Below are 22,830 nucleotides of genomic sequence, written 5' to 3'. Positions count from 1 at the left end.
GCCTACATTCATTCCCATGACGGTTCGGACATTCACCGCCCCGATCGCGCTGCTCGCCGTATTCGCGGCGCTGCTCGCCACCATGTACCTCGGTTACGCCAGCAACACCGAGAAGAATCTGCACGATTTTCCGGTCGCGCTGGTGAACCAGGACGTCGGTGAGACCATCGGTGGCACACCCGCCAATATCGGCGCCCAGATCACCGATGCGCTCGTCGCGGGCGTCCCCGCCGATAAGGTGGACCTGCGCGTCGTCGGAATCGCCGACGCCCGTGAGCAATTGAAGACCGGGCAGGTCTACGGCGCGATCATCATCCCCTCGGACTTCACCAAGCGCCTGGCCATCCTCGGCGCGGCCGCCGTGGTCCCCGGCGATGTCGAACGTCCGGTCATCACCGTCCACACCAACCCGCGCGTCGGCCCGTACACCACCGGCATCATGCAGCGGATCGCCGACCGCGCGCTGCGGCAGGTCGACGCAACCGTCGGCAAGAATCTCACCGAGCAGGTGCACGCCACCCTGGCCGCGGGCGCCCCCGAACCCGCCGCCGCGACCGATCGGATCAGTGGCGCGGCCCGACTCATGATCGCCGACCCGGTTCAGGTCATCGACGCGCCCTACCGCCCGCTCTCCGATGGCGCGGGCCAGGGCCTCGTCGCCTTCTTCTACACCCTGATCCTGCTGCTCGCCGGGTTCACCGGGGCCATGATCATCCACACCCTGATCGATTCCGTCCTCGGGTTCACCCCCACCGAGTACGGCCCCTGGTTCGTCCATCCGCCCGCCACCGGCACCACCCGCTTCCACACCTTGTTGATCAAGTGGGCCGTCATCGGCGCCGCCGCGCCACTGCTGTCGGGTGTATTCCTCGGTGTCGCGGCGTTCTTGGATGTCCCGGTGCCGAGCCCGTTACTGCTGTGGCTCTACGGAACCCTGGCCATTATCGCGGTCGGTTTCACCGCCCTGTCCGTGCTGGCCGCCTTCGGCACCGCGGGCCTGATGGTCAACCTCGTCCTGTTCGTGGTCCTCGGCCTGCCCTCTTCCGCCGCGACGGTTCCCCTCGAAGCCGTCCCCTCCTACATCGCCGCCCTCGCTCGTTTCGAGCCCATGCACCAGATCTACCTGGCCGTCCGGGCCATCCTGTTCTTCGACGGACGCGCCGAAGCCGGGTTCTCGCACGGCCTCTGGATGACGCTGTTCGGCCTGACCGTCGGCGTTCTCCTCGGCTCCGCGGCAACGATCGCCTACGACCGGCGCGGCCTGAACCGCACGGCGGCGAACGAGGTGCCGGTGCCGAACGGGGTTGCGCCCCAGGCCTGCTGACCGCCTCGGCCGACCCGCGGCCGGTAGCGCAGGGGGCTACCCGGCTGGGTTGGGGCCGAACGGCTCCCATGTGAGCCACGATACGTGCCGCGCGCCGGTCAACGCTCGGATTGCGCCGCGTGTGCGCTGAGCTGCGGCAATGGTACTCGCGAGTAGCGGAAAACGGGCATGGAATAAGGTTGCTATCGGGCTGCGATGTGCATATCCTCGATCGCGTGCCGAATCTCGCCTTCCGCCACAGCGCCGCGCTGACTGTCGCAGACCGCGACTGCGCCGCGCTAATTCCGCTCACCGCGATGGTGGCGCAGGCGCGACTTCTCGTAGTAGCCCGCCGTAGCGGGGTCTGATTCGGACCGGCCCCCTCGCTGCGGGCTGTTGATTGTTTTGCTGGTCCCCTCCACCGACATACTTCGGGAAGACCTCTACTGCAATGACGATCCTCACACTTGATACGAACACGTTCATCGCCGCCGCTCCCAAGGGCCTGCGGACGGAGACGGCCGGGCTGACCCCGGCGGAGTTCTACGACCGGTACTGCGAGCACAGCGGCCCCATTCGGCTCAGTGAGTGGGCTGCGGCGGGCCAGACCTCGGAGTACACCGCCACGCTGGAGTTCGCCGATCACCTCCGTTCGGTCGCCACCACCGGATCCCCGGTCGCGGCGCTCACCTCGGCGCTCTACGACGAGGGCTATCCGGTCGAGATCCTGCAATTCCACCAGCGCCGCACCGCGGATGGCACCGCCACCTTCGTGCAGTGCGAGTTCAACGGTCGGCGCGGCTGGGGTGCGGCACTTGCCGGTGACGGCGCGGAATCGACTGTCCGAGCAATGATCTCGGGCATCAACCGCCTCGACGCCTGAGGTCCGCGATTGCTGGGCATCCGACGTCCCGGCAATCCGAATCGGCCCCTACACGACGGGCCCGCGAACCGTAACGGTTCGCGGGCCCGAGCGGGGTATGCGAGGAAGGCCGAGACTTATTCGGCGCTCGCCTGCTGCTCGGCGAGCTGCTTGCGCACGTCGTCCATGTCCAGCGCCTTCACCTGGGTCACCAGATCCTCGAGCGCGGCGGGCGGCAACGCACCCGGCTGCGCGAACACCAGCACGCCTTCGCGGAACGCCATGATGGTCGGGATGGACTGGATATTGGCGGCGGCGGCCAGTCCCTGCTCGGCCTCGGTGTCGACCTTGCCGTACACCACATCGGGGTGCTTATCCGACGAGGCCTCGTAGGTCGGTGCGAAGCTGCGGCACGGACCGCACCAGGCAGCCCAGAAATCGACGAGTACCACGTCGTTTCCGGTGACTACCTCATCGAAGTTCTGCTGGGTCAGCGTCTGGGTGGCCATGACGTCCTCTCATGTCGTATGTCGCCAGCTGTAACGCCCGGCTTGGACTTTATCTTCCATGTCGATCGTGAGGGGCTGGTTGCCCGCCACCGTGCTGGGCGACCGGCCAGGCACGTCGTTGGTCGCCGTCCCAACGCCGGATACCCACCACGGTGGCCGGGAAATCACGGTCCCGTGCGATGGCGTGCACGGCCGTCCCGAGTTGCGGGATCGGTACCCGCCGCGCCAGCGTGATGTGCGGAGTCCAGGCGTCCGGGTGCAGGTTGGCCGAAACGCCGGGGCATTGCGCGACGGTGTGGAAGATCCGCCGGTGTAGTGCGAGCAGTTGATCGGTCGGCACCACCGCTCTCACCAGAATCGGATGCCGTGCCCCGAACACCAGTACCCCGCCGAGCCGCAACGGGACCGGGCGGAAGGTCAGTTCGTCCAGCGCGTGGTCGATCCGCGGCCAGATCTGCCTGGCCACCGCGATCGTGATGTGTGGCCGGTTGGTCTCAGCGGTCTGCGCGGCCAGGCTCCGCACTCCCGCCTCCGCGAGCAGTTCCCATTGCCGCCGGATTTCCGCGTCGGCGGCATCGTCGAGCAGCAATTCGACCGACTGCACCATGATCTCCAGAAAATAGCGGTCCCGGCGTGTCCGCGGGCCGATTCGCGCCGCACCGGCTGCCGAGCGGGAGGATGGCTCGGTGAACGATGCGAGCAAACCGGTGCGACTGGGTCTGATCGAAGGCGATGGGATCGGTCCCGAGGTGGTGCGGGCGGCCCGGCTGGTAGTGGACGAAGCGCTCGCCGTCGTCGGCGCGGCACCGGTGGAATGGGTGTCGCTGCCGATGGGACAGCGAGCGATCGAGGAGTTCGGCAATCCGCTGCCCGAACAGACCCTGCGGGGGCTCGAGGGGCTCGACGCCTGGATCCTTGGACCGCACGACAATGCTTCCTATGCCGCCGAGCACCGGCGCGCGGTGGCGCCCGGTGGCGCCATTCGCAAACACTTCGGGCTGTACGCGAATATCCGGCCCGCGCGCGCGTTCGCCGGTGTGCGTGCCCTCGCCCCGGATATCGACCTGGTGATCGTGCGGGAGAACAGTGAGGGTTTCTACGCCGATCGCAATATGTTCGCCGGGTCGGGGGAGTTCCGCCCGACCCCGGATGTGGCGATGGCCGTCGGCGTCGTGACCCGGCGGGCCTGCGAGCTGATCGCGCACGAGGCGTTCCGCGTGGCCGCGTCCCGCCGTAAACGGGTGACCATCGTGCACAAGGCCAATGTGCTTCCGATGACCATGGGCCTGTTCCGCGATGTCTGCTACGAGATCGCCCACGCCTATCCTGGTATCGAGGTGCACGACGAGCACGTCGATGCGACCGCCGCCCATCTCGTCCGTGCTCCGGGTGATTTCGATGTGCTGGTCACCGAGAATCTCTTCGGCGACATCCTCTCCGATCTCGCGGGTGAGCTCAGCGGATCATTGGGCATCGCGGCTTCCCTGAACTGTTCGGCGACCCGGGCGATGGCACAGGCGGTGCACGGAGCGGCGCCGACGCTGGCCGGGCGCAACCGGGCCAATCCGGTGGCGCTGCAACTGTCGGCGGCCATGTTGCTGCACTGGCTGGGAATCCGCGACGCCGATGCCGTATTCACCCACGCGGGCGAGCGAATCGAACGGGCCGTCGCCGCGACACTGGAGGCGGGTGTCGCCACCGCGGATCTCGGCGGGACGGCCTCGACGAGCGAATTCACCGAACAGGTGCGTGCCAGGGTGCACTACAGGTAGTACCCCGATCGTCAGTCTCCGGATAATCGTGCGTAGCCGCTGATCAGGTGCCCGTGATGAGCTCGGCCACGGACGCGGCGGCGGTGCGGGCGGTCGAATCCGGTGACCTGTTCGGTGAGTTTCGGCCCCGCGCTGGTCACTTCCCGGATCGCGCCGACGCCGCGGGGGTCCGCGCCCGCCGACGTGCTAAGAAGCACGGGTGAGCGGTATACGCACCTCGAAACGGCAACCCCGGTCCAGGTTTTCGGCGACGATGTCACCGTTGTGTGCCTGCACCAGGCCCGCCGCGATGGCGAGTCCCATGCCGCTGCCGGTCGGGACGCCGCTGGCGGCGACCGGGGAGCGGGCCGCCGTGCCGCGGTAGGCGACCTCGAAGATGCGGGGCAGATCCTGTTCGGCGATCCCGGGTCCGGTGTCCTCGACCCGGGCCCAGGCGTGGTCGTCGGCGATGCCCGAGGAAATGGCGACCCGCCCGCCCGGCGGTGTATGCGCGATGGCGTTGGAGACGAGATTGGTCAATACCCGGCCGAGCGCCTGATCGCTCGCGGTCACCATGATCGGGGTGTCCGGCTGCTCCGCGTCCAAGGCCACCTCGGCGCGTTCGGCGGTGGCCCGGTTGGCGGCGAGCACCTCGTCGATCAGCTCCCGCAGATCCACCGGTTCCAGCTCCAGCCGCAACGCTCCGGCATTGATCTTCGACATCTCGAACAGGTCGTCCACCATCCGCGCGACCCGATCGGTCTCGACGCCGATCTGCTCGGCGTAGCGCGCCACATCGGAGGTGTCGGTGACGATTCCGTCCGCCAGCGCCTCGGCCATGGCACGAATACCCGCCAGCGGCGTCCTCAGGTCGTGGCTGACCCACGCGACCAGCTCCCGCCTGGAACGCTCCGCGGCTCGCTCCTGCTCCCGGATCTGCTTTTCCCACACCATCTTTCGGGCCTGTTCGCGGCCGAGTAGGACCGCGGCGGGCACCGTCACCGCGGCGACGACGGCGAGCACGATGGCGGTGCGCTGTAGTTCGTCGGTGAACATCAATCCGCTCACGCCGATGATGCCGGCGAGCGTGGCGAGGGTGGGAATCAGTACCAGGAGCGCCATGCTGGTGGTGAGCGAGCGATTGCTGGTCGCGCGCAGCAGCACCGCGCCGATCACGACCACCGGCACCGAGCACGCCAGGGTGTACCCGACCAGTGCGAAGGTGTCCTCAGGCATCGCTGATCTCGCTATCCGAACCGCTTCGCGCCCAGGCGTATCCGCGTCCCCAGACGGTTTCGATGCGGTGCCGGTCGCCGAGTTTGGCACGCAGCCGTTTGATGTGCACCGTCACGGTGGACAGGTCGCCGAAGTCCCAGCCCCAGACCTGGGCGAGCAACTCCTCGCGGCTGAACACCTGCCGTGGATGGCGCAGCAGGAAGGTCAGCAGATCGAATTCCCGTGGCGTCAGCTCCACCGGCGCGTTGTCCACCAGCGCCAGCCGAATATCCGGGCGCACCTCGACGACCCCGTCGCGCAATACGATCGGTTCGCCGTTCGACGGCTGCCGGGATCGGCGCAGCACCGAGGCGACCCGCAGCGCGAGTTCGCGCGGGCTGAACGGTTTGGTGACGTAGTCGTCGGCGCCCGCCTCCAGGCCGAGCACCCGGTCGTCCTCGTCGCCGAGCGCGGTGAGCAGGATGATCGGGATATCGGGGCGCGGACCCGAGCGCACGGCGCGGCAGATCTCGATGCCGTCGGGGGCAGGCATCATCACGTCGAGTACGGCGAGTTCGACCTCGTCGTCGGGTCCCGCGCCGTGCTGCAGCGCGGCCAGCGTGGCCGGGCCGTCGGCGGTCTCGATCACCGTCCGGCCATCGTGTTCGAGGTAGCGTCGCACCACATCTCGGACCACCGGATCGTCGTCAGCGATCAGAATGCACATGCTGTCACCAGTTCGTCAGGATGGTATGGGCGATGAGCGGATTCCCCTCCGCGCCGGGTGTGGGTACGCCGTCACGTCTCTCACGATAGGGCCGTCGGGTTCGAAAGCCGTCCTTCCAGCGCCGATGCTCGCCGCCGTCACTGTTTCGTCATACGTTTTCGGTCCTCCCCGGGGGTGCGGCGGCCTAGCGTCCTTTTATGACAACCTTTGATGACCTGCGCGCGCTGTTCATCAATTGCACGCTGAAGCGATCGCCGGAACCGAGCAATACCGACGGCCTCATCGAGGTGAGCGCCCGCATCATGGAGAAGAACGGCGTCCAGGTGTCGCGTATCCGGGCGGTGGACCACGACATCGCCACCGGGGTGTGGCCGGATATGACCGAACACGGCTGGGCCACCGACGAATGGCCCGCCTTGCAACAGCGGGTGATGGACGCCCACATCCTGGTGCTGGCCGGTCCGATCTGGCTGGGCGACAACAGTTCGGTGACCAAGAAGGTGATCGAGCGGCTGTACGGCAACTCCTCGATTCTCAATGAGCACGGCCAGTACGCCTACTACGGCCGGGTGGGCGGCTGTGTGATCACCGGTAACGAGGACGGCGTCAAACATTGCGCGATGAATATCCTCTACAGCCTCCAGCACCTCGGCTACACCATCCCGCCACAGGCCGATGCGGGCTGGATCGGCGAAGCGGGCCCCGGACCGTCCTACCTCGATCCCGGCTCCGGTGGCCCGGAGAACGATTTCACCAACCGCAACACCACCTTCATGACCTGGAACCTGCTGCACCTGGCCCGGATGCTCGTGGATCGCGGCGGCGTTCCGGCGCACGGCAACCAGCGCTCGGAATGGGACGCGGGCTGTCGCTTCGACTTCGAGAACCCGGACTATCGATAGCGGATCGGAGCCCGCACGGCGTTTTGCCCACCGGGTCGGCCATTCGGCATCTTTACTGGTGGAGCGCCGGGAAGTCTGGTCGGCACACCCGACCCGGCTGCCGGGCCGGGCCATCGGTGAGGGGAGTGGATCGGTGCTCGGACGGATCGCGGCGAGGACAGGGCGGGTGGCCGGCGGACGGTACGGTTACGCATGCTGACCTGGGTCGGCGGTACCCAGCGCGGAGGCCCGAGCTCCGGAGCCGACTCGGCGGCGACGCTGGCCACCGTGGCGGCGCGGCCGGAATACCGTCACGATCTGGACGGATTGCGCGGGATCGCGATCGCGCTGGTCGTGGTGTTCCACGTGTGGATGGGCCGGGTCTCCGGTGGTGTCGACGTTTTCCTGGTGCTGTCCGGCTTCTTCTTCACCGGAATGGTGCTGCGCCGCGCCGAAATCTCCGGCAGCGTCGGCCTCGGGCAGACGCTGCGCCGGACCGGACGTCGGTTGCTGCCCGCGCTGGTCGTGGTGCTCGCGGCCGTCGTCGCCGGCACCGTGCTCGCCCGGCCGTACACCCAGTGGGGTGATATTTCGGCGCAGACGCTGGCGTCGGCGCTGTACTACCAGAACTGGTATCTGGCCGGGGCCGAGCTGGATTACCTCGCGCCCGATCCCTCCGTCAGCCCGCTGCAACATCTGTGGTCGATGGCGGTGCAGGGACAGTTCTATCTCGCGATGCTGCTGGTGATCACGGCGTGGGCCTGGGCTTGGCGCCGCTCGGATCGGACACCGCGCCACCGGATCGGGCTGCTGCTCGGTGTGGCCGCGGTGGCCGCGGCCTCGTTCTGGTACGCCGCCGATGGGTCGGCTCGGCACCAGGCATGGAGCTATTACGACAGCGGCGCGCGAGCGTGGGAGTTGCTGGCCGGCGCGATTCTCGCGATCGCCGCGCCGTGGATCACGCTGCCGAGAATTATGCGGGCGGTGCTGGCGGTGTTCGGACTCGCCATGGTGCTGTCGTGCGGTCTGCTGATCGACGGCGCCACCCGGTTTCCCGGACCCGCGGCGCTGTTTCCAGTGGCCGCCGCCGCCGCGCTGATCGTGTCCGGCATGAACTCCGCGCCGGAGCGCCGGTCATGGGTGAATCGATTGCTGGCCAGGCCGATGCTCGTCGAACTCGGCGCGCTGGCGTACTCGCTCTATCTGTGGCATTGGCCGGTATTGATCTTCTATCTCGCCGAGCAGGGAAAGGTCACGTCCGGCATCGAGGGCGGGCTGCTCGTCATGGCGATCTCATTGGTACTGGCCGTTCTCACCCAGCGGCTCGTCGAGAATCCGCTGCGCCTGCGCTCGCCCGTCCCCGATGCCGTGAATGTGCGGCGCCGTCGTGGCACCGGTGTGCTCGTGCTCGCGGTCGGTTCGGGTGTCCTCGCGTCGGTTCTCGGCTGGCAGCTCGTGCTGAAGGCCAACCCGGCCGAGGCGCCCGCCGCATTGGACGCGGCCCGATACCCCGGGGCGGCGGTGTTGTTCGGGGGTGTGGCGGGTACCGCGGAACGGATGCGGCCGACCGTCTTCGAGGGGTCGATCGACGCGCCGCGGCCGACATTCGACGGCTGCATCACCCCGAACCGCGAAGTGCGCACCTGCATCTACGGTGATGTCGCCGCGGCGCGGACCATTGCGGTGGTGGGCGGCTCGCATTCCGAACACTGGCTGCCCGCCTTCGAACAGCTCGCCGTGCAGCACCGGTTCCGCATCGTGACCTACCTGAAGGAAGGTTGTCCGCTCACCCTGGTCGACGAGCCGTCCTACGCCGTGGCGCCGTTCCCCGAATGCCGGGAATGGTCGCTCGAGGTCCTCGACCGGCTCGCCGAGCAGCGTCCGGAGTGGGTATTCACCACCGCCACCCGGCCGCGCTCGGACGACGGCGACGACATTCCGCCGGAGTACCTCGAGATCTGGACGGCGCTGTCACACCGCGGACTCAATGTCCTCGCGGTGCGCGACACCCCATGGCTGCGTCGCGACGGCGTGCAGTACCGGGCGGTGGATTGCCTGGCCCATCGCGGCACCACCTACAGCTGCGGCATCGACCGCGCCTCGGCTCTAGCGCCGGAGAACCCCGCCGCGCAACCGGCATCGGCCTACCCGAACGTCTACCCGCTCGACCTGACCGACGCTGTCTGCCGCCCCGACCACTGCATGGCCGCCGAGGGCAACGTTCTCATCTACCGCGATGAGCATCACCTCACCGCCAGTTACGCACGCTCCCTGGCACCGGAACTCGGCCGCCAGATCGGTGAGATCACCCGGTGGTGGTAACGATGGCGGGGTTCACGCTGGGCGGCCTGCACCGGTGGAATGCCGCGTCGGCTGCTGGTAGCTGCGGGCGATAATGGCGGCCCGCAGGTACCACAGACCCGAGGCCTGGGCCGGGTCGAATCCGGTGAGCTGGCCGATGCGCCTGAGCCGGTAGTCGACGGTATTGGTGTGCACGTGCAGCGCACGGGCGGTGCGCTGGCGGTTGAGGTTGTTGCTGATGTGGCGTTGCAGGGTTTCGAGGAGTTCGGGGTGCTCGTCCAGCGGATCGAGGATGGTGCGTAGTCGTTCCAGGCCGGGGCCGGGGCGGGTGAGCTGATACTCGAGGGCCAGGTCATCGAAGCGGTAGAGGCCGCGGACGCAGTCCAGGCGTTGCACCATGTCGAGGAGTTCGTGGGCTTGATCGGCGGCGGCGGGGATCTTCTCGGTGGGCGCCTCCACCAGGGTCGCGGTGATGGGAACCTGTGCGGCGCGCGAGAGTTGGTCGACCAGACCTTCCCGGGTCTCGCCATCGAGCAGCCCGGCGGGCAGCAGGATGGTGCCGCCGTCCACGCTCAGCAGCGACAGCACGTGCTCGCCGCACTGCTTGGCGAGTTCGGCCTGCACCCGCCGGAGTTTGCGCCGCGCGACGACTTTGCTGTTCAGGCGGACGTCATGCTCTTCCGGGTGCGGTGGGATCGCGATGGCCAGCACGGAGTACGACGGAGCGATCTCGATACCGCATTCGCGGGCCATGGTCGAGGTGGGATGTCCGCCGAGCAGCGCCGAGGTGAGTGTGTGTGCGGCGGTGTGATGTTCGCTGACCACCGCGCGTAGTTCGGTGACATAGGCGCGGGACACGGTGGAGGTGATGATATCGAGGATCTCGAGGAGTCTGCGGCTGACCTGTTTGAGGCAGTCGAAGTCCGCGGCGGTGGCGTCGGCCAGGATGAGGTCGAAGCCGAGTTTGAAGCCTTCGTGCACGGCGTGATGAATGGTGTCGATCGGGATGCCCTCGCGCGCCCACCCTTTGGCGCCGGTCCGCAGCTGCTGGGTCTTCTCCGGAATATCGGTGCCATCGAGCATGCTGACCGCGAGTTCGAGGCAGGTGCGGGTGATGGTGGTGATGTCGCCATTGAGCGCCTCACCCGGCAGGGTGCGGCACGGGACGACGTTTTCGATGAAATGGCCCACCATCTTCCGGGATAGCGCACGCACGTCCTTCAACGGTGAAGTGACCGGCTGGCCCGAAACAGTCAAGTCCGGCTGGGCTGAACTGGTGCTGGTCATCCTGACTCCCTTTCCGTCTCCGCGACGTGGCGAAGCACATCACGGTAGCGTGGCGCTCGCACGAATCTGCTGGCCGCGCAATCGGTTTTGGGATCTGCCGAAATGTTGTCGATCCCGCCTGTGATCGCTCACAGTTCGGGATGGTTCCAGATCTGTCGGGCGATGTCGACTTTCATACGTCGGATCCACTGTCCTAGAGGACGGAGGTGGCCGCCTCCGCCGCATTCACCAGCACCAATGCGAGCTCGAACCCCGCCTTCAGAATCGAGTCGGGATCTCTGTGCCGAGCATGGCCCGCCTCCGTGGCGGTGGGTACCTCGACCCCTGATCCGCATTCCTCGTGCGGGCCCATACTCATGGCGCTCCCTCGGCGTGATGTCCTCCGGCCATCGACGGTACGTGCCGGTTACCGCTGCTTCGAGCTGACCAGCTCGTTTCATTCATCGAACGAAAGGGAAGCCCCGCTGATTGTGAATCCTCCCTATCGGTGTGGCGGACGATCCGGGTCGCGTTCGTCCTGTTTCGCGCGAACCCCGGTCTCGATGCGATCGCCGAGATCCTTGTCCACATTGCGCCAGTAGTCGAACGCCCGGGACAGCACCGGCTCGGTGACGCCGTCCAGCAGGTGACCGACGATATTGCTCACCAAACGCTCGCGTGCGGCATCGTCGAGCACTTCGCGGACCATCGTGCCCGCCTGACCCCAATCGTCGTCGTCGCGTCGCAAGGTGTATGCGGTGCGCACCATTTCGCCGTCGGCATACCAGCCGATGATCGGGCCGAAAGCGGTGGGATCGGCGTGCGGGCCGCCCTTGGAATTCGGCACGTACACCGGATCGCCCGGGTTGTGATGCCGCATCGACCCATCCTTCGAATACGACCGCACCGTGGTGGCGTGCGCCGAATTGACCGGCAGCTCCTTGTAATTCGCGCCGATCCGGTACCGGTGCGCATCCGGATAGGAGAACCAGCGACCGAGCAGCATCTTGTCCGGGCTCGGACCGGTGCCCGGTACCGAATTGCTCGGTTCGAAGGCGGCCTGCTCGATTTCGGTGTGATAGTCGGAGGGGTTGCGGTTCAAGGTCATTCGGCCGACCTCGACGAGCGGATAGTCGTCGTGCGGCCAGACCTTGGTGAGGTCGAAGGGGTTGAACCGGTAGGTCTTGGCATCGTCGAACGGCATGATCTGCATGTGCAGCGTCCAGCTCGGGTAGTCACCCCGGTCGATCGCTTCCCACAGGTCGCGCAGGTGACAGTCGGTATCCACCGAGGCCATCCGATCGCCCTCGTCCTGGGTGAAGAATTCGATGCCCTGGTCGGTCTTGAAATGGTATTTGACCCAGAACCGCACGCCCGCCGCGTTGTACCACAGGTAGGTGTGACTGGAATAGCCGTTCATATGCCGCCAGCTGCGCGGTATGCCACGATCGCCCATCAGCCAGGTCACCTGGTGCGCCGATTCCGGCGACAATGTCCAGAAGTCCCACTGCATATCGTGATCGCGTAAGTTGTTGTCGGCGCGGCGTTTCTGTGAACGGATGAAGTCCTGGAACTTCATCGGATCCCGGACGAAGAATACGGGCGTGTTATTGCCGACCATATCGAAATTGCCCTGCTCGGTATAGAACTTGAGCGCGAAACCCCGCGGGTCGCGCCAGGTGTCGGGGCTGCCGCGCTCGCCCGCCACGGTGGAGAACCGGGCCAGCATCTCGGTCTTCTTGCCCGGCTGGAAAAGGTCGGCACGGGTGAAATCGCTGACATCGTTGGTGACCTCGAAGACACCGAATGCGCCGCCGCCCTTGGCATGTGGCTGACGTTCGGGTACGCGTTCCCGGTTGAACGCGGCCATCTTCTCGATCAGGTAGGCGTCGTTGAGCAGGATCGGGCCGTCGGGCCCGACGGTCAACGAGTGCTCGTCGCTGGGTACCGGGATGCCGGAGTCATCGGTGGTGTAGTTCGGATCGGACATCTCTCTCCTCTCTTACATGCGGTATGAAAGGCCTGAGGCGAGCCGTTCGGCGGGCATTCGTGCGGCGCGATGCGTCGGGCACGGTGCCCGGAACCGATGGTGGCGACACGGACCGGATACCCGGCGGCCCTCGTCGTGGTGAGGCGGTCCAGGGCAGCTACCCGCTCGCGGCGACGCTGGGCGGGAGGCTTGTCGTCCACGAACCGGAAGCGGTCGCCCGTTTCGAACGCCGCCCGGCACGACGGGCCCGCACCGGGCGTCGCGCCGTGGTGCCGGGTATTGCGAGAGGCTGTTCGTGCACACCATGCGAAACCCTTCGGTCTCGGTGGCAACCGTTCGACTTTCCGGGTAATCGATATCCAACGTAGCGCAGGATGCGTCGGACGTCGGCCGGATCGACCGGCCCGTGGCCTGCCTTCGCGGTCCCGCCAACCCCCAGTTAACAGACCGGATAGTATTCGAAACTATGTTCGAGTATTGGTCCGATGGATTCTCCGCGTCGCTCCGGCGGGTCGTCGACCCGCCGCAGCCGGTGCTCGTCGACCTCGGACTGGCGATACCGACACGCGGTCATCTCGGCGGGACCGCGACCATGCGGATCAAAGCCGGGGGGCTGCACGTCGCGGGCACCGTGCCCGGCCTGCTCTACGCGTGGGCCCGGACGACGGAAGGTACGTGGCTCGGCCTCGTCGGCTTCGCCATTGTCACCGGAAACCGCCGCGGTCGCGTCGAGGTCAAACAGTGGTGCGACGCGGCGGCCCTGTCGCGGCCGGACGGACGGGGACGGCCGCGACGCTGACCGGGGGCACGGTTGCCGCGCGGCCGACGATCCGCACCCCACGTGGTGTGGCGAAAAGTCGGCCGCGTCGGCCCAGGGTCGTATCAGGACGGGTTCAAGGTCGGATCCAGCCGGGCGATACGGAATTGCGTGTCGGTGACATCGACGGAGGTTTCCGTGAAACGCCGCCCGCCCAGGATGTCGCGGATGAAATCGCGCACCACGGTCGGCTGTGTGTCCAGGTCCGCCAGCAGTTGCGGCGGCACTTCTACTGTGCCATCGAAATGCCTTGGCTGACTGGTGATTCCCGGCCGCTGTGGGGTTTGGCGCAACCCGTCGACGGTGTGCAGGATCAGATCCAGTTGCCGGCCGTCGCCGAAGTCGATCCGAAGCGGTGTCGGGGTGACGGCCACATCGAAGGCGCGTACTCCAGCACTCCACCCCCGCGTGGAGACGCCGTGGTAGTTGTATGGCGACGGGGCTGCCAGCGTGTCGAGCGAGCGATCGGTCGCAGTGTTCTCCAGCATGGTTCCGGCGAGCGGTTGATCGGTACTCACGAACGTCCACGACTCGGCGGTGAGTTGTTTGGTCCAGTAACCGTTTCGACCGCCGTCGCGACCCTCGACCCGCAGTTTCCTGGCCGTCGAGCCGGGTCCGGTCCGGTGGATGGAGATGCGGTCGGTGATCTCACCGGACACCTTCGGCTGCCGCACCCAGTCCGGTGCGGGTAGCTGAATCGCGGCGTATCGACTGTCGATTCGTTCCGACAGCATGTCGGGGGCTTCCGGCAGCCCGCGCTGGTCGTCGTAGGAGTAACGGAAGAACACCTTGTCGGCGCCCGAGATGTCGAAATCGTAGAGGCGCGTGTAGAAGTCGCCGAAACGGTTGACGATCAGCGAGGTCGAGGCGCTCGTGGACAGTGCGGCGCCGCGGAACCGGCCGCCGTGTGGGGTGGCCATCTCGTAGCTGTGATCCACCGGCAGCCAGGGATCGACGTACTGGATGCGCTGACCGTCGTGGGTGAGCGCGAAGACGTGCGACACCTTCGCGCCGCCGACCGGGTGCGCGTTGCCCGCCGTATCGCTCCAGACGTGGTCCTCGTTGGGTGAGACAACCGACCAGGACCAGGTGCTCGTGCCCGGAGGCAGCGTATTTCCGGGGCCGGTCCACAGCGGGGTGCCGTAGCGGTTGCTCCAGTTCCAGTCCCGGGGTGCGCTCAGCGCGTGGTCCATGGTGAAGAACCGGCCGTCGCGGTCGATCATCATCACCTCGTCGTCATCGGCGGAGACACCGGCGACGCGACCCTCCAGGCAGTCGGGCAGTGCTACGGTGCGCCAACCGCCCTGTGCGGCGGATTCTTTCACGTAGACGTGGCCGTCACGGCTGGCGAATGTCCAGCGCCGGTTGAACGACTCGGTGGTGGTGCGGAAGTAGATCTGCCCGGGCAGGTCGATAGCGGCCGGGGGGAATGCTTCCAGCCCCGCGGTGGACTCGTCGACCGCTACTTCCGGGGTGCCAACGGTGCCCACCAGCACACAGCCCCGTCCGCGACGGTTACCGAAGGTGTTGTCAATCCGGCGAATATCAGCCCGGCCGCGGCGGCGACGGCGCTACGCCGGAGGGTGCGGGGCCGCATTACAACCACCCCGCGGCGCCGAAGCCGAGGATCGCGACCGCGTCGACGCCGAGGATCGCGCCGACAACGAGTGCTTTGTTCCGCACGGAGGGCAGATCATGCACGAAGAAGCAGACCGCGAAGAACGGTACGTAGCCGATGAGCCAGATGAGGACCGGGAAGCCCGGCTGCCACCACGACCAGTCCCAGGTGAGTACACCGGCCTTGTTGAGCAAGACTTCGACGCCGACCGCCGCGGCCGAGTTGATCGCGATGAGGACCGGCCGGTTGGGCAGACCGAAGATGCGAGTCTCGCGGGGCGGCAACATCTTCGCCGCCGCGATTCCCATGACAGCGAACATGAAGCAGATCTCGATATTGAGACCGATGAGGATCTGATACGCGGTCGGCCCGGTAGCGCCCCAGACCGGCGCGCGACCGGTGATATGGAAGACCAGGGCGTTCCAGATCTCGTTGAACCAGTCCATGCCCCACAGCGCGAGTCCGGCGAACAGGACGTTCCAGTTCCGCCGCTCGGCTTCGACGGCATAGATGTAGATGACGAGCAGCAGAAGCGGGATCACGTACCACTTGAATTGACTCGAATCGCGAAGAATCTCGAGCGCCGCTCGGGCGTTGTCGGTCACGGCGAACCTCCCTTTCATGATCGCCGGGCCACGCGAGTATTACATATAGACATTGAGTGTCAACATGTATCTCTGGATCCGATCGAGCGCGGGTGGTGGGCGCATCCCGGGTGTGCGCACGCGCGGATATGCCCTGCGGTACCGGGTGGATTGTCCTGAGCTGCGCAGAATCTGGCTGTTGCGCAAGAGAGCGCGGTGGCTTCGGCGTCGGCAACCGCCCAAGCGACGATGTGGTTGGTCCACGTCCGAACCGTCGCGTCGCAGACCGTGGCGCGGTCGCCACGCGGCGTCACTCTTGAGGGTGCAGCAGTTGTTCAGCTATGGCTTGCACGCGAGCGAGAGTGATGCCGATTCGCTGTTCCACGGCCAACGGGTGGTCTGTGGGTTCCAGTTCCGCTATCGGCCGAACACCGACGGGCTGGCTGTGCAGCTTGGTCTTCAAGTTCAGCGTCGTCGGTTCGTAAGTGGGCACCTCACTGGACAGCCAGCCGAAATACGGTGGCTCCTGCACACGCTCCGGGCTGGTCCACAACTCCGTCGCGCGGGCGAAGTTGGCCTTGCTCAGTGAGACCACACTCTCGAAGTCGTTCTCCGAGTCCACAATGGGCAGGATCAGGCGAGCCCGGATGAAGAAGTCCGGCGAAGACCCACGTCGGAGTGCGATGGTCAGCAGGCGACGCCGGTGAGATGCGCTGTGCGGCGGGTGCCGGCGGCGCGGACGGCGGCGGCGATCGCGACCACCGGCGGCACCCAGCGGGCCTCGCTCGGGGAAACGCCCCAGCACGCGGAGCCGGTCGCCAGCCTGGTCGGCGGCAGCGGGATGCTCGCGCTGTCGGTGTGGACGGTCGCGCCCGCGGCCCGCAGGGCTTCGATCGCCAATGCCGCCTTGGCCGCGCCGACGACCAGATGGATCTCGCGACGCTGCGCACCCGGAATCTCGATGACCGGGCCGGACAGGTTGTTCGACCGCAGGAATCGGCGCACGGTGGCGGCCAGCGTGCCGGTGAGCTCGATCGCCGACACCTGCTCGTCGGTGATCAGGCATACGCCATTGGCCGTCTCGGCGACGGTCCACCCGCGCCGCCGGTAGTCCTGCACGGCATCCGGTGTCGCCATCGTGACGGAACTCGGAAACGTCGTGGGCACGGCCTTCTCCATCCCCCGGACGAGCCGGGATCGCGCATCGGTATGAGCGCGGACGCTTCGGCGTACCCCGAGCCGCGCGTCCGCACCTCTACATCAAATCCGTTGCGGCTTAGAGTTCTCCTACAGAATCCTTGGGATCCCCTCGAGGATTCTTCGCGCCCCGCCCGCCCACCACATCGCCCGATGGTCGCTACCTATGTCCTCCTCAGGTCGGACCCGACCCCGATATCGGCCGGGAAAGCAACGCTGCCGCGCCGGAACAGATTTCATGGATCACCTGTGCCGCCGATGTCGCCGTCGTGATCATGCCGACCCCTTGACCGGCGTCGACCGGCGCCGCGCTCGGATCGTCGGCGTCGATGGCGGCCGTCACCTTTTCTCTGGCCGCACGGTCGGTGCGCAGCGCATCCTCGTGGCCGGTCCAGCGATCGGTGAATTCGTTGCGCAGGACACGTGCGGGAAACCGGGTCGGCCAGGGGAGCCCCATCGCGATATCGAAGGCTCGTGTGACGATCGTGTCGGTACCATCGGCCTCGATCAGCGCCCGTCGGCCGGAATCGGACAGCAGCGATTCCGAGCAGGCGGCAAGGTGGGTGCCCAGCCATACTCCGCTGGCGCCGGCAGCGAGAACCGCTGCGAGACTTGCGCCGGAACCGATGCCGCCCGCCGCCAGCACCGGTACCGAAACGGCGTCGAGTACCGCATCCAACAGCGGAAGCGTCGCCATCTCGGTCGCACCGTGGCCGCCGCCCTCGGCGCCCCGCGCGACCACGACGTCGATGCCTGCGTCCTGAGCTCGACGCGCCTCGGCCACGTTGTAGACCTGTGTGGCCGTGAGGATTCCACTGTCGCGCACGGGTTCGACCCACGACAGGGAGGTTCCGAAACTCACCGAGATCAGGGTGGGAGCCGCGGCTATGGCCGCGTCGAGTAATCCCGGTTCGGCCGCCATGACCCAATCGACCAGACCGATCCCGAATCTCCCGGTTGTGTGCTCGAGTTCGGTGCACAGGGCCGCGACCGATCCGGCGCTTCCCATTCCGATCATTCCCAGCCCACCGGCCGAGGTGACGGCCGCGGCCAAGCGCCCGCCCGCCACGCCACCCATCGGGGCATTGACCACCGGCACGCGCAGATTCAGCGCTCGCGACCACTCGGTGGCCAGGCGCGGCTCGATAGCCTGTTCGCCCGGACTCGGCTGCGCATGCGATGACGACATACCTCAATAGCAGCACAGTGCCCGGCGGCGATCGCTCCGGCGTCGGATGTGTCGGTCCGTGTCGACTGGCGATACGAGGCTCGCCGCCGTCGTGACGTCCGGATCACCGCAGTCCGCAGCCTCCCGGATGGAGGTTACGTAAACGAACCTATGCGGCGCAGAACTCGTTGCCTTCCGGGTCGTGCATGATCCACCAGTGCCCAGCGGGTCCTTTGTCGATCTCGCGGACGCGGGTTGCTCCGAGCCCTTCCAGCCGGGCCACGAGCCCGTCGAGATCGCCTGGCTCGCTGTGAATGTCGAGGTGCAGGCGGTTCTTGCCGGACTTGTCCTCGGGTACGTCCTGGAAGAGCAGTCGCCGACCGTGGCCGACACCGCTGGTCGGGTCGAACGGATCGTCGGGGTGGCGGATCGCGGCGTAGCCCCGGAATGTCTTGCGGCCGTGATGCTCGACAACCGCATCCGCGCCGAGCCGGCCGGCGGCCAGTAGTTGCTCGACGAGAGCGCTGGGGTCTTCCACCTCGTAATCCAGGGCCGCGGCCCAGAAGTCGGCGAGAGCGGCTGCGTTCCTGCTGTCGATGACCAGCTTCCAGTTCAATGCCATGCGACTTGTCTACACATGTTCCGCTGTCGCGCAACGCGCCGGGCCATCACCGCGAGCGGGCGGTGTATCAGGGATGCTGTCCTGCGTCGGGAGACCGCGGTTCGAGCAGCGCGAAGACCCTGGTGCACCGGGTGATCATCTCGGCGGTGGCAACTTCGGGATGTTCTGTCCACCAGTCGATTACCGCCGTAACGGTGCCGAACCAGATGCGGGTGAGTAGTGCGTTGTCGGTGGGGTCGGTGCTGCCCGTGCGCGCCAGCGCGTGTGCCACGCCGTGGGCGCCCATCTCGTTGAGCGCCTTGCGATATCCGTGCGCCGCTTCGGCGACCGCCCCGGTGTCGGGCAGGGTCGGATCGTAGAGAAGGTGCCAGTCGTGGCGACGATCGGCGAGCGCCGTGACGATCGCCACGATCGTGGCGGTGGCTCGTTCCGCGGCGGAGACGTCGCGCTGGGCGCTGCGCACCGCCGGGACGAGGCGTTCGCCCGCCCGGTGCACACAAGCCAGATGGAGGCCCTCGCGAGATCGGAAGTAGTTGTAGATCAGCGGTTTCGAGACTCCGGCCAGCTGGGCGATGGTGGCGACCGAGGCGCCCGCATATCCGTGCATACCGAATTCGCGGGCCGCCAGGTCGAGGATCTGTTCCTCGCGCTCGGCCCGAGGGACCCCTTTGGTCCCCGCTCCCGACGACATGCGCACTCCTCCCAGTCGGCTTCGGCGGTGCGCCGCAGCCAGGTCAACGTACACAACCGCGTTCCGGAAGATCCCTCCTGTTCGGCCGCATCGAGCCGGTGGTGGACCTTGCCCGGCGACGAGGCTTCCCCCGGGAATGTCAGCTCCTTTCTGCGCTCAGGCCGCGGGTCCGATCAGGACGCCGGGGTTGAGGATTCCCGCGGGGTCCACGGCCGCCTTGGCCGCGGTGAGCGCCAGGGCAAACGGTGCCGGGCGCTGCTTGTCGTACCAGGGGCGATGGTCACGGCCGACGGCGTGGTGGTGGGTAATCGTGCCACCGCTCGCCGAAAGCGCGTCGGAGACAGCCTCTTTGATCTCATCCCATTGGGCGACGGTCGCACCCCATCGGCCGGTCGCGTAGATGCCGAAGTAGGGCGCCGGACCGTCCGGGTAGACGTGGGTGAACCGGCAGCTGACCACCCCTTCGGCGCCGACCGCGCGCATCGCGTCCTGTGCGGCGGCCACGACCGCCTCCCGCAGCTGAGGGAAACGGTCCCAGGTGCATGCGGTCTCGAACGTCTCCACGATCATGCCGTGCGCGGCCAGCGCGTCACGCTGATAGGGCATCCGCAGGAACGACGACTTCCATGTCTCGGATGCGGTGGCCGGATCCCGGTCGGTGCGTGGCGCGTCCTGCCGTGTGCCGCCATGATCCCGGCACAGGTCGAGCGCCGTTTCGAGCCACGGTTCCACGGGGTGGTGTGCCGATTCGAACCCGAGTACCAGCACCCCGCCTTCGGATGCGACGCCCGCGTTGATCAGTGCCTCGACCGGATCGAGCAACCGGCAGTTGGACGGATTCAGCCCCGACTGGGCCAGCGCGCGCGTCGCGGCGACCGCCTCGACATAGTCGGAGAACAGCACGGTGGCCCCCGCCCGCCAGCGCGGTCGCTCCACCACTCGCATCCATGCCTCGGTGATCACGCCGAGTGTGCCCTCGGAACCGAGGAACAGCCGGTCGGGGGAGGGGCCCGCTCCAGAAGCGGGCACACGCAACGACTCGCTCGTACCCGATGGCGTCACGACTCGCATGGATTCGACGAGATCGTCGATGTGGGTGAGCACCGTCGCGTAGTGACCGCCCGCGCGCGTTGCGAGCCAACCCCCGAGCGAGGAGAACTCGAACGACTGCGGGAAGTGCCGCAGCGTCAGGCCGTGCGGGCGCAGCTGATCCTCCAGCGCCGGGCCGAGCACCCCGCCTTGAATCCGGGCCGCCCGGCTGGTCGGGTCGATCTCCAGCACCCGATCGAGCAGTCCGAGGTCCAGGCTGACAACTCCCGCGTACGAATCATCGACGCGGGCCTCCACGCCGCCGACGACCGAAGTTCCGCCCCCATAGGGGATTACCGCCACCCGTGCGTCGGCGCACCAATCGAGGATCGCGGTGATGTCGTCCTCACCGGTCGGCCGGGCCACGAGGTCGGGGACATTCGGCAGCTCACCCAGCAGGTTGCGAACCACATCGCGAAAAGCCTTGCCGTGCGCGTGTGCTGCCCGGTCCGCCGGGTCGGCCGAGCACAGTCCCGCCAACGAGCCGGGCGGACTGATCCGGGCCTCGGCGATCCCCAGTGCCTCGATCGCGGGCGGCTCGTGCTCGACCAGCTCCGCGCCGGGCAGCAGCGCGGCGACTCGCCCGAGCAGCGCCGCGCGCTCGGCGCCGACGACCGCACCCTCCACCGTGCCCCAACCCCACCAGGAGCGTGCTCCCATCGCGGCCCTCCTTCGCGATTGACTCCTCGGTAATTTACCGACTATTCAATTCAGCCTAGGTGTGACATAGGCGGCGGTCAATCGGAACCGGCTGGATCCTGCGCGGCGGATTGTCGCCTCGGGCCGAGTGGGCCGGACCCGGTGCAGGAGCGGTGCCCCGCAGGGTGCGAACCTCGGCCGGGAAGCGGCTGATCGGGGGCTGAAAAGGAATCGCCCACGGTCTGCGGTGATGCGATGGGCGAGACTGATGGTGATGAATACGAGCGAGCGGGTCGGGCGGCACAAGCATCGGCGGCCGAGGGATCGGCGCGCGTCAATCCTGCGAGCGGCGGGTGAGGCGTTCGCCGAGCACGGCTACCACGGCACGTCGATGGCGGATATCGCAGGCGCGGTAGGCATCTCGGCGACCGCACTGTATCGACACTTCCGCAACAAACAACAGCTGCTCGGGCAGTGTCTGCTCACCGGCTTGGATACGACTCTGGAACGCCTGGATCAGGCCCGTCGCGTCGACGGTTCCGGCGCGGCGGTACTGACCGAGCTGGTGCGAATATCGCTGGAACTGCGCGGCCTGCCGCGGCTGTGGCAGCTCGAGTTCCGCAATCTGGCACCGCTCGACCGCACCGCGGCGCTACTGCGGGTCGTGCGACTGACCGGCTATCTGCGTGCGGCGATCCGTGTCCGCCGTCCGCAGCTGCCGACCTGGGATGTGGAGTTGCTGAGCTGGTGCGCGCTGTCGGTGGCGGTGAGCCCGTCCTACCACCGGGTCTCGCTGGCGCGGCAGGATTTCGTCGCGATGCTCGACGCGGCGATCGAGAGTCTGATCACCGCCGAGGTCGGTGTCGGCGAGCGATCCACGGGACGCACTCCGCCGCGGCCGGTGGCTCCCGCGGATGACGAGTTCGACCGGGCGGTGCGCCCCGAGCGAATGATTGTCGCCGCCGCCCGGCTGTTCAACGCTCGCGGCTATGCGGCGGTTGGGATCGAGGACATCGGTGCCGCGGTAGGCGTGTCCGGTCCCGCCGTCTACCACCATTTCACTAGCAAGGCCGATCTGCTCAACGAGATCATCGATCGCAACGCCCAGTGGATCCGCTTGTACACCTCGCGTGCGATCACCGAAAGCAGCGGCCCGCAGGAGTCGTTGCTGCTGTTGTTGCGCTATTTCGCCCAGTTCGCCGCGGAGGAGCCCGATCTGGTGGGGACCACCGTCAACGAGGTCGGCCATCTGCCCGCGGATCTGTCGTCCCGTTATCGGCGCGCACATCGCGAAGGCATCCTCCGGTGGGCGCGGATGCTGCAGACGGTGCGGCCCGAACTGTCGATCGATGTGGCGCGGGTGCTGATCCAGGCGATCACCATCGTCGTCATCGACGCGGTCCGCAATCCCCGGGTCAGTCATCGCGCGGACTTGGTGACGGCCTTGGTCGCGATCGGTGATCGCATTGCGTCGGCCCGGCCGCCCGGGCAGTGAGCCAGGACACTGCGAACAGACTCCGAATGCTTAGTGAAAATTAACTTAATGCATTGATACCCCGTCACGCTCGGCTTTTTGACCCACTGAAACCGTGATTCTGCC

Annotated in this window: 24 protein-coding genes; 9 read left to right on the top strand and 15 right to left on the bottom strand. The window is 67.1% G+C overall.

Going from position 1 to position 22,830, the window contains the following annotated elements; translation table 11 throughout:
- Window positions 1-16 precede the first annotated feature (16 nt).
- From AB0H61_RS18410 to AB0H61_RS18400, 3 genes are all read left to right on the top strand, one after another.
- Window positions 17-1,324: a DUF3533 domain-containing protein gene (locus tag AB0H61_RS18410; RefSeq protein ID WP_357305656.1), complete on the top strand. Its 1,308-nt coding sequence runs from the start codon at window positions 17-19 to the stop codon at window positions 1,322-1,324.
- Between the two features lie 215 nt (window positions 1,325-1,539).
- Window positions 1,540-1,671 (top strand): hypothetical protein, encoded by a 132-nt coding sequence (locus tag AB0H61_RS18405; protein WP_357305654.1) that lies wholly within the window; start codon window positions 1,540-1,542, stop codon window positions 1,669-1,671.
- Window positions 1,672-1,754: 83 nt separating this feature from the next.
- Window positions 1,755-2,186, top strand: a complete 432-nt coding sequence (locus AB0H61_RS18400; protein ID WP_357305651.1) for a 2-keto-3-deoxygluconate kinase — start codon at window positions 1,755-1,757, stop codon at window positions 2,184-2,186.
- Between the two features lie 116 nt (window positions 2,187-2,302).
- Here AB0H61_RS18400 and trxA read toward each other — a convergent pair whose 3' ends face one another.
- Window positions 2,303-2,674, bottom strand: a complete 372-nt coding sequence (gene trxA / locus AB0H61_RS18395) for a thioredoxin (protein ID WP_357305648.1) — start codon at window positions 2,672-2,674, stop codon at window positions 2,303-2,305.
- 49 nt (window positions 2,675-2,723) lie between these two features.
- Window positions 2,724-3,281, bottom strand: coding sequence for a 2'-5' RNA ligase family protein (locus tag AB0H61_RS18390; protein ID WP_357305646.1), 558 nt, complete (start codon window positions 3,279-3,281; stop codon window positions 2,724-2,726).
- A 79-nt stretch (window positions 3,282-3,360) separates the two neighbouring features.
- On the opposite strand from AB0H61_RS18390, the gene AB0H61_RS18385 reads away from it, so the two are divergent.
- Together AB0H61_RS18385 and AB0H61_RS18380 are read left to right on the top strand one after the other, a co-directional pair.
- Complete coding sequence (locus AB0H61_RS18385) at window positions 3,361-4,446, top strand: isocitrate/isopropylmalate family dehydrogenase (RefSeq protein ID WP_357305643.1); 1,086 nt, start codon at window positions 3,361-3,363, stop codon at window positions 4,444-4,446.
- 56 nt (window positions 4,447-4,502) lie between these two features.
- Complete coding sequence (locus AB0H61_RS18380; protein WP_357305640.1) at window positions 4,503-4,649, top strand: hypothetical protein; 147 nt, start codon at window positions 4,503-4,505, stop codon at window positions 4,647-4,649.
- On the opposite strand, the gene AB0H61_RS18375 is transcribed toward AB0H61_RS18380, so the two are convergent.
- Complete coding sequence (locus tag AB0H61_RS18375) at window positions 4,633-5,661, bottom strand: HAMP domain-containing sensor histidine kinase (protein ID WP_357305637.1); 1,029 nt, start codon at window positions 5,659-5,661, stop codon at window positions 4,633-4,635. The genes AB0H61_RS18380 and AB0H61_RS18375 overlap by 17 nt on opposite strands.
- The gene (locus AB0H61_RS18370) at window positions 5,654-6,367 is read right to left on the bottom strand and encodes a response regulator transcription factor (RefSeq protein WP_357305634.1); all 714 of its coding nucleotides are present in this window, start codon (window positions 6,365-6,367) and stop codon (window positions 5,654-5,656) included. Before AB0H61_RS18370 ends, AB0H61_RS18375 begins: the two co-directional genes overlap by 8 nt.
- Window positions 6,368-6,564: 197 nt before the next feature.
- On the opposite strand from AB0H61_RS18370, the gene AB0H61_RS18365 reads away from it, so the two are divergent.
- Together AB0H61_RS18365 and AB0H61_RS18360 are read left to right on the top strand one after the other, a co-directional pair.
- Window positions 6,565-7,269 (top strand): flavodoxin family protein, encoded by a 705-nt coding sequence (locus tag AB0H61_RS18365; RefSeq protein ID WP_357305631.1) that lies wholly within the window; start codon window positions 6,565-6,567, stop codon window positions 7,267-7,269.
- 192 nt (window positions 7,270-7,461) lie between these two features.
- Window positions 7,462-9,570, top strand: a complete 2,109-nt coding sequence (locus AB0H61_RS18360; protein ID WP_357305629.1) for an acyltransferase family protein — start codon at window positions 7,462-7,464, stop codon at window positions 9,568-9,570.
- Between the two features lie 12 nt (window positions 9,571-9,582).
- Here the strand turns inward: AB0H61_RS18360 and AB0H61_RS18355 are convergent, their stop codons facing one another.
- The 3 genes from AB0H61_RS18355 to AB0H61_RS18345 form a co-directional block, all read right to left on the bottom strand.
- Entirely contained in the window at window positions 9,583-10,836 is a 1,254-nt protein-coding gene (locus AB0H61_RS18355; RefSeq protein WP_357305626.1) for a helix-turn-helix domain-containing protein, read from the bottom strand.
- 193 nt (window positions 10,837-11,029) lie between these two features.
- Window positions 11,030-11,194 (bottom strand): hypothetical protein, encoded by a 165-nt coding sequence (locus AB0H61_RS18350; RefSeq protein WP_357305623.1) that lies wholly within the window; start codon window positions 11,192-11,194, stop codon window positions 11,030-11,032.
- Between the two features lie 123 nt (window positions 11,195-11,317).
- The gene (locus tag AB0H61_RS18345) at window positions 11,318-12,805 is read right to left on the bottom strand and encodes a catalase (RefSeq protein WP_357305620.1); all 1,488 of its coding nucleotides are present in this window, start codon (window positions 12,803-12,805) and stop codon (window positions 11,318-11,320) included.
- Between the two features lie 466 nt (window positions 12,806-13,271).
- Between AB0H61_RS18345 and AB0H61_RS18340 the strand changes: the two genes are divergently transcribed.
- Window positions 13,272-13,604 (top strand): hypothetical protein, encoded by a 333-nt coding sequence (locus AB0H61_RS18340; protein ID WP_357305617.1) that lies wholly within the window; start codon window positions 13,272-13,274, stop codon window positions 13,602-13,604.
- Window positions 13,605-13,687: 83 nt separating this feature from the next.
- Here AB0H61_RS18340 and AB0H61_RS18335 read toward each other — a convergent pair whose 3' ends face one another.
- The 8 genes from AB0H61_RS18335 to AB0H61_RS18300 all read right to left on the bottom strand — a co-directional run bounded on the left by AB0H61_RS18335 (window position 13,688) and on the right by AB0H61_RS18300 (window position 21,251).
- Window positions 13,688-15,112: a hypothetical protein gene (locus AB0H61_RS18335; protein WP_357305614.1), complete on the bottom strand. Its 1,425-nt coding sequence runs from the start codon at window positions 15,110-15,112 to the stop codon at window positions 13,688-13,690.
- A gap of 106 nt (window positions 15,113-15,218) precedes the next feature.
- Window positions 15,219-15,845, bottom strand: coding sequence for a hypothetical protein (locus tag AB0H61_RS18330; RefSeq protein ID WP_357305611.1), 627 nt, complete (start codon window positions 15,843-15,845; stop codon window positions 15,219-15,221).
- Window positions 15,846-16,134: 289 nt separating this feature from the next.
- Window positions 16,135-16,629 carry a DUF2199 domain-containing protein gene (locus AB0H61_RS18325; protein WP_357305609.1) on the bottom strand — a complete coding sequence of 165 codons (495 nt, stop codon included), beginning with the start codon at window positions 16,627-16,629 and terminating at the stop codon, window positions 16,135-16,137.
- Entirely contained in the window at window positions 16,512-17,003 is a 492-nt protein-coding gene (locus AB0H61_RS18320) for a hypothetical protein (protein ID WP_357305606.1), read from the bottom strand. Before AB0H61_RS18320 ends, AB0H61_RS18325 begins: the two co-directional genes overlap by 118 nt.
- Before the next feature lie 193 nt (window positions 17,004-17,196).
- Window positions 17,197-18,210 carry a nitronate monooxygenase gene (locus AB0H61_RS18315; protein ID WP_357305603.1) on the bottom strand — a complete coding sequence of 338 codons (1,014 nt, stop codon included), beginning with the start codon at window positions 18,208-18,210 and terminating at the stop codon, window positions 17,197-17,199.
- Between the two features lie 148 nt (window positions 18,211-18,358).
- Complete coding sequence (locus AB0H61_RS18310) at window positions 18,359-18,811, bottom strand: VOC family protein (protein WP_357305600.1); 453 nt, start codon at window positions 18,809-18,811, stop codon at window positions 18,359-18,361.
- Window positions 18,812-18,878: 67 nt separating this feature from the next.
- Window positions 18,879-19,502, bottom strand: a complete 624-nt coding sequence (locus AB0H61_RS18305; RefSeq protein ID WP_357305597.1) for a TetR/AcrR family transcriptional regulator — start codon at window positions 19,500-19,502, stop codon at window positions 18,879-18,881.
- A gap of 156 nt (window positions 19,503-19,658) precedes the next feature.
- The gene (locus AB0H61_RS18300) at window positions 19,659-21,251 is read right to left on the bottom strand and encodes an FAD-binding oxidoreductase (protein ID WP_357305595.1); all 1,593 of its coding nucleotides are present in this window, start codon (window positions 21,249-21,251) and stop codon (window positions 19,659-19,661) included.
- A 253-nt stretch (window positions 21,252-21,504) separates the two neighbouring features.
- On the opposite strand from AB0H61_RS18300, the gene AB0H61_RS18295 reads away from it, so the two are divergent.
- A complete protein-coding gene (locus AB0H61_RS18295; protein ID WP_357305593.1) occupies window positions 21,505-22,725 on the top strand; it encodes a helix-turn-helix domain-containing protein in 1,221 nt (406 codons plus the stop codon).
- Window positions 22,726-22,830 lie beyond the last annotated feature (105 nt).

It is taken from the genome of Nocardia sp. NPDC050710, assembly GCF_040654375.1.
Taxonomy (GTDB): domain Bacteria; phylum Actinomycetota; class Actinomycetes; order Mycobacteriales; family Mycobacteriaceae; genus Nocardia.
Note: the sequence above shows the minus strand (reverse complement) of the source record. Positions and strands in the feature narration are given on the sequence as shown.

Excerpts from the sequence above, each read along its gene's own strand:
- AB0H61_RS18310 (WP_357305600.1), bottom strand. The coding sequence starts at position 18,811 with ATGGCATTGAACTGGAAGCTGGTCATCGACAGCAGGAACGCAGCCGCT.
- AB0H61_RS18375 (WP_357305637.1), bottom strand. The coding sequence starts at position 5,661 with ATGCCTGAGGACACCTTCGCACTGGTCGGGTACACCCTGGCGTGCTCG.
- AB0H61_RS18305 (WP_357305597.1), bottom strand. The coding sequence starts at position 19,502 with ATGTCGTCGGGAGCGGGGACCAAAGGGGTCCCTCGGGCCGAGCGCGAG.
- AB0H61_RS18410 (WP_357305656.1), top strand. The coding sequence starts at position 17 with ATGACGGTTCGGACATTCACCGCCCCGATCGCGCTGCTCGCCGTATTC.
- AB0H61_RS18345 (WP_357305620.1), bottom strand. The coding sequence starts at position 12,805 with ATGTCCGATCCGAACTACACCACCGATGACTCCGGCATCCCGGTACCC.
- AB0H61_RS18295 (WP_357305593.1), top strand. The coding sequence starts at position 21,505 with ATGAATACGAGCGAGCGGGTCGGGCGGCACAAGCATCGGCGGCCGAGG.
- AB0H61_RS18350 (WP_357305623.1), bottom strand. The coding sequence starts at position 11,194 with ATGAGTATGGGCCCGCACGAGGAATGCGGATCAGGGGTCGAGGTACCC.
- AB0H61_RS18365 (WP_357305631.1), top strand. The coding sequence starts at position 6,565 with ATGACAACCTTTGATGACCTGCGCGCGCTGTTCATCAATTGCACGCTG.
- AB0H61_RS18400 (WP_357305651.1), top strand. The coding sequence starts at position 1,755 with ATGACGATCCTCACACTTGATACGAACACGTTCATCGCCGCCGCTCCC.
- AB0H61_RS18340 (WP_357305617.1), top strand. The coding sequence starts at position 13,272 with ATGTTCGAGTATTGGTCCGATGGATTCTCCGCGTCGCTCCGGCGGGTC.
- AB0H61_RS18370 (WP_357305634.1), bottom strand. The coding sequence starts at position 6,367 with ATGTGCATTCTGATCGCTGACGACGATCCGGTGGTCCGAGATGTGGTG.
- trxA (WP_357305648.1), bottom strand. The coding sequence starts at position 2,674 with ATGGCCACCCAGACGCTGACCCAGCAGAACTTCGATGAGGTAGTCACC.
- AB0H61_RS18360 (WP_357305629.1), top strand. The coding sequence starts at position 7,462 with ATGCTGACCTGGGTCGGCGGTACCCAGCGCGGAGGCCCGAGCTCCGGA.
- AB0H61_RS18355 (WP_357305626.1), bottom strand. The coding sequence starts at position 10,836 with ATGACCAGCACCAGTTCAGCCCAGCCGGACTTGACTGTTTCGGGCCAG.
- AB0H61_RS18315 (WP_357305603.1), bottom strand. The coding sequence starts at position 18,210 with ATGTCGTCATCGCATGCGCAGCCGAGTCCGGGCGAACAGGCTATCGAG.
- AB0H61_RS18300 (WP_357305595.1), bottom strand. The coding sequence starts at position 21,251 with ATGGGAGCACGCTCCTGGTGGGGTTGGGGCACGGTGGAGGGTGCGGTC.
- AB0H61_RS18320 (WP_357305606.1), bottom strand. The coding sequence starts at position 17,003 with ATGGAGAAGGCCGTGCCCACGACGTTTCCGAGTTCCGTCACGATGGCG.
- AB0H61_RS18390 (WP_357305646.1), bottom strand. The coding sequence starts at position 3,281 with ATGGTGCAGTCGGTCGAATTGCTGCTCGACGATGCCGCCGACGCGGAA.
- AB0H61_RS18380 (WP_357305640.1), top strand. The coding sequence starts at position 4,503 with ATGAGCTCGGCCACGGACGCGGCGGCGGTGCGGGCGGTCGAATCCGGT.